Annotated in this window: 9 protein-coding genes and 1 pseudogene; 9 read left to right on the top strand and 1 reads right to left on the bottom strand. The window is 68.0% G+C overall.

Translation table 11 applies throughout. The features are described from left to right. Positions 1–1,331, bottom strand: a 1,331-nt coding sequence (locus tag ACK5F2_RS09470; protein WP_409864300.1) for an APC family permease, incomplete at its 3' end; no start/stop codon positions are given. Positions 1,332–1,418: 87 nt separating this feature from the next. Between ACK5F2_RS09470 and ACK5F2_RS09465 the strand changes: the two genes are divergently transcribed. The 9 genes and pseudogenes from ACK5F2_RS09465 to ACK5F2_RS09425 form a co-directional block, all read left to right on the top strand. Then, positions 1,419–2,663, top strand: a complete 1,245-nt coding sequence (locus ACK5F2_RS09465; protein WP_409864298.1) for a hypothetical protein — start codon at positions 1,419–1,421, stop codon at positions 2,661–2,663. A gap of 24 nt (positions 2,664–2,687) precedes the next feature. Then, positions 2,688–5,471, top strand: coding sequence for a PAS domain S-box protein (locus tag ACK5F2_RS09460; protein WP_409864296.1), 2,784 nt, complete (start codon positions 2,688–2,690; stop codon positions 5,469–5,471). 92 nt (positions 5,472–5,563) lie between these two features. Next, positions 5,564–6,577, top strand: a complete 1,014-nt coding sequence (locus tag ACK5F2_RS09455; RefSeq protein ID WP_409864294.1) for a sulfate ABC transporter substrate-binding protein — start codon at positions 5,564–5,566, stop codon at positions 6,575–6,577. Between the two features lie 65 nt (positions 6,578–6,642). Next, positions 6,643–7,206, top strand: coding sequence for a tRNA-uridine aminocarboxypropyltransferase (locus tag ACK5F2_RS09450; RefSeq protein WP_409864293.1), 564 nt, complete (start codon positions 6,643–6,645; stop codon positions 7,204–7,206). An 89-nt stretch (positions 7,207–7,295) separates the two neighbouring features. Further along, positions 7,296–7,766 carry a hypothetical protein gene (locus ACK5F2_RS09445; protein ID WP_409864292.1) on the top strand — a complete coding sequence of 157 codons (471 nt, stop codon included), beginning with the start codon at positions 7,296–7,298 and terminating at the stop codon, positions 7,764–7,766. A 152-nt stretch (positions 7,767–7,918) separates the two neighbouring features. Continuing rightward, entirely contained in the window at positions 7,919–8,932 is a 1,014-nt protein-coding gene (locus ACK5F2_RS09440) for a sulfate ABC transporter substrate-binding protein (protein WP_409864291.1), read from the top strand. Between the two features lie 14 nt (positions 8,933–8,946). Further along, positions 8,947–9,836 (top strand): annotated as a pseudogene (gene cysT / locus ACK5F2_RS09435) (sulfate ABC transporter permease subunit CysT). After that, positions 9,833–10,720, top strand: coding sequence for a sulfate ABC transporter permease subunit CysW (gene cysW / locus ACK5F2_RS09430; protein WP_409864290.1), 888 nt, complete (start codon positions 9,833–9,835; stop codon positions 10,718–10,720). The pseudogene cysT and the gene cysW overlap by 4 nt, the downstream one beginning before the upstream one ends. Beyond that, on the top strand, positions 10,717–11,541 hold an 825-nt coding region (locus ACK5F2_RS09425), incomplete at its 3' end, for a sulfate/molybdate ABC transporter ATP-binding protein (RefSeq protein ID WP_409864289.1). The genes cysW and ACK5F2_RS09425, both read left to right, overlap by 4 nt.

Genomic DNA, 11,541 nt, shown 5'->3' with positions numbered 1-11,541 from the left:
ACATACACCAGGCTCGCATAGAGCAGATAAGCGCAGCAGCCCACAAAGAGCAGCGGCAGCAGCGGGTACAGCGGCACCTTGAAGGGCCGCGCGGCGTCCGGCTCGCGGCGGCGCAGCACGATGACGGCGGCGCCGCTGAGGCACAAGTAGAACCCGTAGACCGGCGTCAGGTAGTCGACCGTGGTCGAGAAGCCGCCGCGTGTGGCCGCGCCGAAGGCCACCAGCGGCGTCGCCCTGGCCCTGGTGGCCAGCACGGCCGCCGTCGGCGTGCCGCGCTTGGCGTTCCATTTGCCCAAGACATGTGCGCCCCCCGTCCGCGTGTACGCGGCCGACCCCCCGAGGGGGGCAAGTCGTTCTTGGGAGTGGCCCGGCGAACGACTTGGGAACTCGCGCGCCAGATCCCGCGCCGCCGCATAGGTGGTGCGCGGCCCGGCGATCAGGATGGCGTTCATCACCGAGAGCGCGGTCAAGGTGACGATGCCCACGATCAGCAACTCGCCGCCGCGCCCGAAGGCCACGCGCATCAGGTCGGCAGCCGGCGCAGGGCTCGCCGCCAGGCCGGCCAGACCCAGGCCCTGCAGATAGGCCCAGTTGGCCAGCAGGTACAGGCCCATCACCAGGGCCAGGCCGATCAGCAAGGCCTTGACGATGCCGTGCTTCGCGTCGCGCATCTCGGCCGACAAGGTGGCCGCATCGCTCCAGCCGCCGTAGGCCAGAAAGACGAAGATCATCGCCGTGCCCCAGTCGGGCGTGGCGCCAGCCGTGCTCAGCGGTGTTTGCGGCGGCGTGTCGCCCAGCGACAGCCCGGCCCCGCCCAGCAGCGCCAGCCCGCCCAGCACCACGCTCATCAGGCCCAGCTGGGTGCCCAGGCCCACGCGCACGCCGGCCAGGTTCAGCGCGGTCAGCAGCAGGATCAGACCGGCCGCCAGCACCGCATTGGCATAAGGTCCGAGCCAGGGGCTGAGGTCGATGGCCTGGGCCAGATAGTCACCAAACACAAAGGCCAGCAGGGCCATCGAGCCGGTGTGTATCACCGCGAAGCGCGACCAGGCGAAGAGAAAGCCCAGGCGCTGGCCATAGGCGCGGCGCAGGAAGTGATAGTCGCCGCCGGCATCGGGAAAGGCCGCGGCCATCTCGGCAAAGCACAGCGCTCCCACCAGGGACAGCAGGCCGCCGAAGGCCCAGGCCAGGTACAGCTGCGTGTCGCTGGCCAGCGCGCCGGCCACCATGGGCGAGGTCTTGAAGATGCCGGCGCCTATCACCATGCCGACGCAGACGGAGACGGCATGCCGCACATCGAGGCGGCGTTCGGGCAGGGCGGTGTCGGACATGGGCGGCGATGCTAACCGCAGGAACTAGGCGCCCACTTGGCGCCCATACGCCAGACCGTCGGATAAAGCTGGCAGACTGGCCGCCCCATGAGAAGTTTCTTGAAATACCTGGGCTGGACCCTGCTTGTGCTGGTGCTGGCCGTGCTCTTGGGCTTGGGCCTGAGCTTGCAGACCCGGGCCCTGGTGCCGCCCCCGGCCGCCATCTCGCCGGCCGATGTGGAGCAGGCCAAGCATTTTTTGCGCCGCAATGATCCGCGCCAGCTGGCGCCCGGGAGTCTGGGAACCCTCAGGGTGAGTGAACAGGAGCTGGGCCTGCTGCTGGCCTATCTGTCCAGCCGCCATCCGCAGGCCGCGGCCCGGGCGCGTCTGGGGGCCGGGGCGGCGGAACTGGAGGCCAGCTGGTCCGTGGGCGGCCCCTTCTGGCTCAATATTCAGGCCCGCCTGGAGGAGGACGCGGGCCTGCCCGCGCTGCGCGATCTGCGCCTGGGCGCTCTGCCGGTGCCCGATGTGCTGGCGGCCTGGCTGCGCGAGCAATTGCTGAGCCGCCTGGCCATGAACGAAGAGCTGCGCCTGGCCCGCCAGCTCTTGCGCCACGTGAGCGTGCGCCCCGGGCAGCTGCAGCTGGTCTATGAATGGCGCCATGACAGCTATCGCCGCCTGCTGGACAGCCTGATGCCCGCGGCAGAGCAGGCCCGTCTGCAGGCCTATCACCAGGCCCTGCATCGCCTGTCGCGCCAGTGGCGAGGATCGGTGTCCCTGAGCCAGGTCTTGCCCCCCTTGTTTGCCCTGGCCGCCGAACGCAGTGCCACGGGGGATGCGACGGCCGAAAACCGGGCCCTGCTCCTGGTGCTGGCGGCCCAGGCCAGCGGCCGCGGCCTGGGGGCCCTGCTGCCCGCGGCGCGCAGCTGGCCGCGGCCCGTCCTGGAGTTCAGCCTGCATGGCCGTCCGGACTTTCCCATGCATTGGCTGATCTCGGCCGCGCTTTCGGCCCATGCCGGCGGCCCGCTGGCCGATGCGATCGGGCTTTACAAGGAGATTGCCGACAGCCGCGATGGCAGCGGCTTCAGCTTCAATGACATCGCGGCCGACCGTGCCGGTAGCCGCCTGGGCCTGCTGGCGGTGCAGCAGCCCCAGCGCCTGCAGCAGCGCCTGGCGGCCGGTGTGGCCGAGTCGGCCTTGCTGCCTGATGTGTCCGACCTGCCGGAGTATCTGAGCGCTGCCGAGTTCCGCCAGCGTTATGGCGAGATCGGCAGCCCGGCCTACCAGGCCATGCAGCAGAGCATCGAGACGCGGCTGGATGCCTCCCCCCTTCTGGCCCCCTTGTTGCCCTGAGGCAGGCCTCGCATACTGCGGCGTGTGACCCCGGCCCAGCGCGACAACCTCCCCCCGCACGACACCCTGGCCCGCTATGCGGCCCTGGTGGAGCACTACCCCTACAGCGTCTTCGTCAAGAACGTTGAAGGGGTCTATGTGGCGGTCAACCGCCGCTATGCGGCGTCCAAGGGACTGGGGCGGGAGCAGATCCTGGGCCGACGCGACCAGGATCTCCATCCCGGCGAGCTGGCCGACAAGTACCGCGCCGATGATTTGCAGGTCATGGCCAGCGGCCTGCCCGCGAGCTTCGAGGAGCGGCATCGGGGCGATGGGCGCGACTCCCTGGTGCACACGGTGAAGACCCCCATCTTCGATACCGCCGGTCGGGTGCTCGGCATCTGCGGCAGCTTCTGGGATGTGGATGAGCAGCAGCGTCTGGAGCGCCGCCTGCGCGACAGCGAGGCCACGCTGCGCGTCATCTACGACAAGGCGCTGGAGGGCATCATGCTGGCGGACCTGGCGGCCGGGCGGCTGCTGATGGCCAATCCCGCCTGCTGCCGCATGCTGGGCTATGCCGAGGAGCAGTTGCTGCTGCTCACACCGGACCAGCTGCTGGCGCCGGAATCGCTGGGGCGGCTGCGCAAGCTGATGGCCTTGCTGCAGCGTGGCAATGTGGCGCCGGTGCAGGAGCTGAGCTTCCAGCGCGCCGACGGCGAGGTGTTCCACGCCGACGTTAGCCCCAGCCTGGTTCATCTGGCCGAAGGGCCCTGCCTGCTGGTGGTGCTGCGCGATGTCAGCGACAAGCGACTCGCCCTGGAACAGCTGTCGCGCAGCGAGCAGCAGCTGGCCGAAGCCCAGGCCCTGGCCCACCAGGGCAACTGGAATATCGACCTGCAGACGGGAGAGGCCAGCTGGTCGGATGAGGAGTACCGGCTCTTCGGCTTTGCACCGGGCTCGGTCCAGCCCAGCAAGGTTTTGTTCAAGCAGCTGGTCCATCCCGAGGACTATGAACAGGTGGAAGCCCAGCTGGCCATGTTGCTGGCGCAGGGGCGCGACGGCCACTATCACGCCGAGTTCCGCGTGCAGCGGCCCGATGGCGAGCGCATTCTGGAGGAGGTGGGCGAGGTCCGTTTCGATGCCAGCGGCAAGCCGCTGCGCATGTTCGGCACCACCCTGGATGTGACGGAGCGACGTCGCGCCGCCCAGGCCCTGGCCGAGAGCGAGGCCCGCTTTCGCCTGCAGATCGAGCTGGCGCCCGAGGCCATCGTGGTGTTCGACCTTGATATCGGCCGCTTTGTTGAGGTCAACGAGCACGCGCTGCGTCTGTTCGGTCATGGACGCGAAACCCTGCTGCGCCTGAGCCCCGCCGAGCTGAGCCCGCCGCAGCAACCCGATGGTCGGCCCAGCGACCTGGCCGCCATGGGCTGGATGCTGCAGGCTCTGGACGGCGGCCAGCCGGTGTTCGAGTGGGTGCATCTGCGCGCCGATGGCGAGCCGGTGCCCTGTGAGGTCCGCCTGGTGCGCCTGCCGGCCAGCGGCCAGCGCCTGGTGCGCGGCTCCATCACCGACATCAGCGAGCGCAAGCAGGCCGAGGCGCGGCTCTTGCAGCTCAATGAGGAGCTGGAGCAGCGGGTGCAGCAGCGCACAGCCGAGCTCTTGCGTGCCAAGCAGGAGGCGGAGCGGGCCAATGCGGCCAAGAGCGAGTTCCTCTCGCGCATGAGCCATGAGCTGCGAACCCCGCTCAATGCCATCCTGGGCTTTGGCCAGCTCCTGGCCATGCAGGCCCGCGAGCCCACCGGCGAAGACTATGTGAACGAGATCCTCAAGGCGGGCCAGCATCTGCTGCACCTGATCAACGAAGTGCTGGATCTGGCGCGCATCGAATCCGGCATGTTCAGCGTGCAGCCCGAGTCCGTGGCCCTGGCACCGGTGCTGCAGGACTGCCTGTCCCTGCTGCGTCCGCAGGCGCGGGTGCGCGGGGTCCGCCTGCCCGGGCCCGAGGCCCTGCCCCAGGCGCTGGTCTGGGCCGACCCGGTGCGGCTCAAGCAGGTGCTGCTGAATCTGCTGTCCAACGCCATCAAGTACAACCGCAGCCAGGGCGAGGTGGGTCTGCGCGCGGCCCTGCTGCGCGACGGATCGGTGCCCCGCCTGCGCCTGAGCGTGTGCGACCAGGGGCGCGGCCTGAGTCCGGAACAGCAGGCCCGGCTGTTCGTGCCTTTTGAGCGTCTGGATGCCGATCAGGCCGCCATCGAGGGCACGGGCATTGGCCTGGCCATGGTCAAGCGCCTGTTGGAGCTGATGGAAGGGCGGGTGGGCGTGGACAGCCGCCCCGGCGCGGGCAGCGAGTTCTGGATCGAGCTGCCCCTGGCGCCCGAACCCCAGGCCCGGCCCCAGCCTGCGCTGATGAAGGGGCCGGCCCCCGCTCAGCCCCGCACCGGCATCCTGCAGCTGCTCTGCATCGAGGACAACCCGGCCAATCTGCTGCTGATCGAGAGCATCGTGGCCCTGCGGCCCGAGGTGCAGCTGCTCAAGGCCCTGGAGCCCGCCCAGGGCCTAGCCCTGGCACGCGATCGCCGACCCGCCCTGATCTTGCTGGACATCAACCTGCCCGGCATGGATGGCTACGAGGTGCTGGGGCGCTTGCGCGCCGACCCGCTGACCGCGGATCTGCGTGTGGTGGCCCTCAGCGCCAATGCCAAGCCCGAGGATGTGGCGCGGGGGCGGGCGGCGGGCTTTGACGACTACCTGACCAAGCCGCTGGATGTGGGGCATCTGCTGGCCCTGCTGGACGAGCTGCCGAGCTTGCAGTCCTCGCGGCGCGAATAAGCAAAGCAGAAGTTCTTGGTTCCGCGCGGCGGGCGGCATCCCTAGAGTGATGTCCACCCGCTTCCGAACATCGCACCGAGAACCCTGTGAATATGCAAGCCACTTCCCTGCTGCGTCGCTCCCTGCTGGTCCTGGCACTGGGCGCGAGCACCCTGGCCGCCCAGGCCCAGACTACCCTGCTCAATGTCTCCTACGACCCCACCCGCGAGCTCTACCAGGACTTCAATGCGGCATTTGCCAAGCATTGGAAGGCCAAGACGGGCGAGACCCTCAGCGTCAAGCAGTCGCACGGCGGCTCGGGCAAGCAGGCCCGTTCGGTGATCGATGGCCTGGAGGCCGATGTGGTGACCCTGGCCCTGGCCTATGACATCGACGCCTTGCATGACAAGGCCAAGCTGATCCCGGCCGACTGGCAAAAGCGTCTGCCGCACAACGCTGCCCCCTACACCTCGACCATCGTCTTCCTGGTGCGCAAGGGCAATCCCAAGGCCATCAACAACTGGCCCGATCTGGCGCGCAGCGGTGTGGAGGTGATCACCCCCAATCCCAAGACCTCGGGCGGCGCGCGCTGGAACTATCTGGCGGCCTGGGCCTATGCGCTCAAGCAGCCCGGTGGCAATGCCGACTCGGCCAAGGCCTTCGTCCAGCGCATCTACCAGAACACCAAGGTGCTGGACTCGGGCGCCCGCGGCTCTCTGACCACCTTCACCGAGCGTGGCATCGGCGATGTGCTGATCTCCTGGGAGAACGAGGCCTATCTGGCCGTCAAGGAGCTGGGCCCGGACAAGTTCGAGATCGTCACGCCCAGCCTGTCCATCCTGGCCGAGCCGCCCGTGGCCGTGGTGGACAAGGTGGTGGACAAGCGCGGCACGCGCAAGCAGGCCCAGGCCTATCTGGAGTATCTGTACAGCCCGGAGGGGCAGGAAATTGCCGGCCGTCACTACTACCGCCCCCGTGACGCCAAGATTGCCGCCAAGTACAGCAAGCAGTTCGCGCGCACCCAGCTGATCACGATCGACGAGGTCTTCGGCGGCTGGCGTACCGCGCAGAAGACCCACTTCGATGATGGCGGTGTCTTCGACCAGATCTACGCGCCGGGTCGCTGAAGAGGGCAGGGCGCGGGCGCAGGGGGGGCGTGTCATGATCGCGCCCTGGTCCGTCCGCCCCTGTCATGTCCCGCCCCCGTTGCCCTGCTTGCCTGCACCCGCCGAGCACCTGCCTGTGCGATCTGGTGCGACCGGTCCGCAGCCGCATCGAGCTGCTGATCCTGCAGCATCCGCTGGAGGAATTGCAGGCCAAGAACACCGCGCGCCTGCTGCATCTGTGTCTGGCGCCGCGCAGCGAGCTGCTGGTGGGCGAACAGTTCGGCCCGGGCCTGCTGGACCCGGCCCGGCTGAGCGGAGCGGCCCTGCTCTACCCCGGTGAGGGTGGTGTGCCCTGGCCCCAGGGCTGGCAGCCGAGCCGGCTGGTGCTGCTGGACGGCACCTGGCGCAAGAGCCGCAAGATGCTCGCCTTGAACCCGGCCCTGCAGGCCCTGCCCAGGTTTTCATGGGCCGGCCCGCCGGTCTCGCGCTACATCGTGCGCCGGGCGCAGCGGCCGGACCAGCTCTCCACCCTGGAGGCAGCCGCCCTGGCCTTGCAAGAGCTGGACCCCGGAATTCAGGGCCTGGATGACTTGTGGCGGGCCTTCGACAGCCTGGTGAGCCGCCTGGGCGAGCACCGGAATCAGGGCTAGCACGCCCCTCTGGACAGGGGGGCCTGGCTGGAACATGCCTTCGTGTCGCCCGAGAATGGGACATTGCTCTCATTCCAGCGAGTTCCATCATGATGCTGCACACGCGGCGCATCGGCGCCTTCTTCTCCGGCCTGGCCCTTTACTGCGCGGCCATGCTGATGAGCCGTCTGCTGGCCGAGTTGTTCGGTCCCAATGACATCTTCTATGTTTTTGGCGGCCGGGACAGCGCTGCTCGCATCATGGGGGAGTCCCTGGTCTATGCCCTGCCGGTCTTTGTGCTGGCCCTGGGATGGAGCTATCTGACGGTCCGGCCTCAGCGGCGCGGCCGCCGCCCCACCACCGCCGCCTGCATTTGGGGCATGGGTGTGGCCTGGCTGGGCTGGTTGTTCTACGGTGTCTTTGCCGCGGCCCAGATGCCGCATTACAGCAGTCTCTCGCTGACCGCCATGCTGCTGTCCTCCCTGGTGCCGCCGCTGTGGGGCTTGCTGAATATGGTGGCCGCCCTGGCCGGCGTGGTGACGGCGGGCAGCCTGGCGCGGCGCTTCAAGCCGCAGGGCTGAGCATCGGCCTGCTCGCTATGGAAGCTGGCTTATAAGCAATTTCCGAATTAGCAAATACAAAAACTGTTGTTCCACGAATAAGCGCTTCTTGGCACTCTGGCGGCCTTCGCATCCACAGGCCACGGCTCATCGAGCCCGAGTACGAGAATCGCATGCTGCTCCCCGCCCTTCGCCAATCCCTCCTGCTCCTCACCCTGAGTGCCGCGGCGGCCGCCCCCGTCCTGGCCCAGGAAGCCCTGCTCAATGTCTCCTACGACGTGAGCCGCGAGCTCTACAAGGACATCAACCCCGCCTTTGCCAAGCATTACCAGGGCAAGACGGGCAAGACCGTGACCGTGAGCCAGTCGCACGGTGGTTCCAGCCGTCAGGCCCTGTCCGTGGCGGGCGGCCTGGAGGCCGATATCGTCACCATGAACCAGGCCACCGACCTGGATCTGCTGGCCGACAAGGGCCTGCTGCGCAAGGACTGGCGCCAGGCCTTCCCGCATGGGGCCGCGCCCTACACCAGCACCACGGTGTTCCTGGTGCGCAAGGGCAATCCCAAGGCCATCAAGGACTGGGCCGATCTGGCGCGCAGCGGGGTTTCGGTCATCGTGCCCAACCCCAAGACCTCGGGCAATGGCCGCTACACCTATCTGGCCGCCTGGGGTTCGGTGATCTCCAAGGGCGGCAACGAGGCCCAGGCCCGCGAGTTCGTGGGCAAGCTGCTGGCCAATGTGCCGGTGCTGGACGGCGGTGGCCGCGGCGCCACCACCACCTTCACCCAGCGCGATATCGGTGATGTGCTGGTGACCTTCGAGAACGAGGCCGAGCTGATCGAGAACGAGGTCGGCAAGGGCAAGTTCGATGTGGTCTATCCCAGCATCACCATCGAGGCCGAGGCCCCGCTGGCCATCGTCGACAAGGTGGTGGCCAAGAAGGGCACGGCCGTGGCAGCCAAGGCCTATGCGGACTTCCTGTTCTCGCCCGAGGCGCAGGAGATCATCGCCCGCCACAACTTCCGTCCCCGCGATGCTGCGGTGGCCGCCCGCCATGCCCAGCGCTTTCCCAAGGTGAAGACCTTCACCGTGGACTCCCTGCTGGGCGGCTGGCCGGCCGTGACCAAGACCCACTTCGCCGACGGCGGCGTGTACGACCAGCTGGTGCTGGCCAACGCCAAGCGCTGAGCGAGTCTTCTGCCATGACCACCACCGCCGTTCTCGGCTCCGGTGCGGCCGCGCCCGCCAGCGCGCCACGCCGCAAGCCGCGCCGCGTGTTGCCCGGTTTCGGGCCCACCCTGGGCTTCACGCTGTTCTATCTCTCGTTGCTGGTGCTGATTCCGCTGTCGGCGGTCTTCATCAAGGCGGCCGGTCATGGCTTTGAGGCCTTCTGGGCCGCGGCCACTGCGCCGCGGGTGCTGGCCTCGTACAAGCTGAGCTTCGGCACCGCCCTGCTGGCCGCGGCCATCAATGTGGTCTTTGGCCTGATCCTGGCCTGGTCCCTGGTGCGCTACGAGTTCCCCGGCAAGAAGCTGGTGGACGCGCTGATCGACCTGCCCTTCGCCCTGCCCACGGCCGTGGCCGGCATTTCCCTGACGGCGCTCTATGCCGGCAATGGCTGGCTGGGCCAGCTGCTGGCGCCCTGGGGCATCAAGGTGGCCTTCACGCCCCTGGGCATTCTGGTGGCCCTGATCTTCATCGGCCTGCCCTTTGTGTGCGCACGGTGCAGCCGGTGCTGGAAGACATGGAGACCGAGCTGGAGGAGGCCGCGGCGTCCCTGGGCGCGCACCGCTGGCAGACCTTCCGCCTGGTGGTGCTGCCCATCGTGCTGCCGGCCCTGCTGACGGGCTTTGCCCTGGCCTTTGCCCGCGCCGTGGGCGAGTACGGCTCGGTGATCTTCATCGCCGGCAACATTCCCATGGTCAGTGAAATCACGCCCTTGATGATCATCTCCAAGCTGGAGCAGTACGACTATGTGGGCGCCACGGCGATTGCCACCGTGATGCTGATCTTCTCCTTTGTGCTGCTGCTGGCCATCAATGGTCTGCAGGCCTGGAGTGCGCGCCGCAATGGCCAGGAGGGTCGCAAATGAGCGGCGCCGTCAGCCCCACCCTGGGCGCGCCCAAGGGCCGCTACCAGAGCAACCCCGCCACGCGTGAGGCGCCCTGGGTGCGCTACACCCTGCTGGCCCTGGGCCTGAGCTTTTTCGTGCTCTTCCTGATCCTGCCCCTGGTGGCCGTGTTCACCGAGGCGCTGCGCAAGGGCTGGGACACCTATCTGGCCGCCCTGATCGAGCCCGACGCGGTCTCGGCCATCAAGCTCACCCTGCTGGCGGCCCTGATCTCGGTGCCGCTGAATCTGGTCTTCGGCGTCAGCGCGGCCTGGGCCATTGCCAAGCACGACTTCCGTGGCAAGCAGCTCCTGATCACCTTCATCGACCTGCCCTTCTCGGTCTCGCCGGTGGTGGCGGGCCTGATCTATGTGCTGCTCTTCGGCGCCCAGGGCTGGTTCGGCCCCTGGCTGCAGGCGAACGATGTGAAGATCATCTTCGCGGTGCCAGGCATCGTGCTGGCCACGGTCTTTGTCACCTTCCCCTTCGTGGCGCGCGAGCTGATCCCGCTGATGCAGGCTCAGGGCCGTGACGAGGAGGAGGCCGCCACCGTGCTGGGCGCCAGCGGCTGGCAGACCTTCTGGCATGTGACCCTGCCCAATATCAAGTGGGGCCTGCTCTACGGCGTGATCCTGTGCAATGCACGCGCCATGGGCGAGTTCGGTGCGGTCTCGGTGGTCTCGGGCCATATCCGCGGCCAGACCAACACCCTGCCCCTGCATGTCGAGATCCTCTACAACGAGTACCAATTTGCCGCGGCCTTTGCGGTGGCGTCCCTGCTGGCCCTGCTGGCCCTGGTGACCCTGGTTCTGAAGCAATTCATCGAATGGCGCGCCAGCAGGGCCCGCCTGGAAACGCAGCCATGAGCATTCAAGTCCGCAATGTCCACAAGTCCTTCGGCAGCTTCACCGCCCTGGGTGATGTGAGCCTCGATTTCCCGACCGGCGAGCTGGTCGCCCTGCTGGGCCCCTCGGGCTGCGGCAAGACCACCCTGCTGCGCATCATCGCGGGTCTGGAGACGGCCGACCGGGGCCAGGTCTTGCTGGATGGCGAAGACGCCTCCGACACCCATGTGCGCGAGCGCCAGGTGGGCTTTGTGTTCCAGCACTACGCGCTGTTCCGCCACATGACGGTGTTCGACAACGTGGCCTTCGGTCTGCGCGTCAAGCCGCGCAAGCAGCGGCCCAGCGAGGCCGTGATCCGCAAGAAGGTGCACGAGCTGCTGAACCTGGTGCAGCTGGACTGGCTGGCCGACCGCTTTCCGCCCCAGCTCAGCGGCGGCCAGCGCCAGCGCATCGCCCTGGCTCGCGCCCTGGCCGTGGAGCCGCGCGTGCTGCTGCTGGACGAGCCCTTTGGCGCCCTGGACGCCAAGGTGCGCAAGGAGCTGCGCCGCTGGCTGCGCCGCCTGCATGATGAGCTGCACATCACCAGCGTCTTCGTCACCCACGATCAGGAAGAAGCCCTGGAAGTGGCCGACCGCGTGGTGCTGATGGATCACGGCAAGGTGGAGCAGGTGGGCACGCCGGCCGAGGTCTATGAGCGCCCGGCCACGCCCTTCGTCTACGGCTTCCTCGGCGCAGTCAACCGCTTCGAAGGCCATGCCGAGAACGGCGTGGTCCACATCGGCGAACACCAGCTGCATCATGGTGCCACCTTCAACACCACCGGCCCGGTGCAGGCCTATGCC

Source organism: Roseateles sp. (genome assembly GCF_046300915.1).
GTDB lineage: Bacteria > Pseudomonadota > Gammaproteobacteria > Burkholderiales > Burkholderiaceae_C > Kinneretia.
The sequence above is the reverse complement of the archived record's forward strand: the minus strand, read 5'-3'. Positions and strand labels throughout refer to the sequence as shown.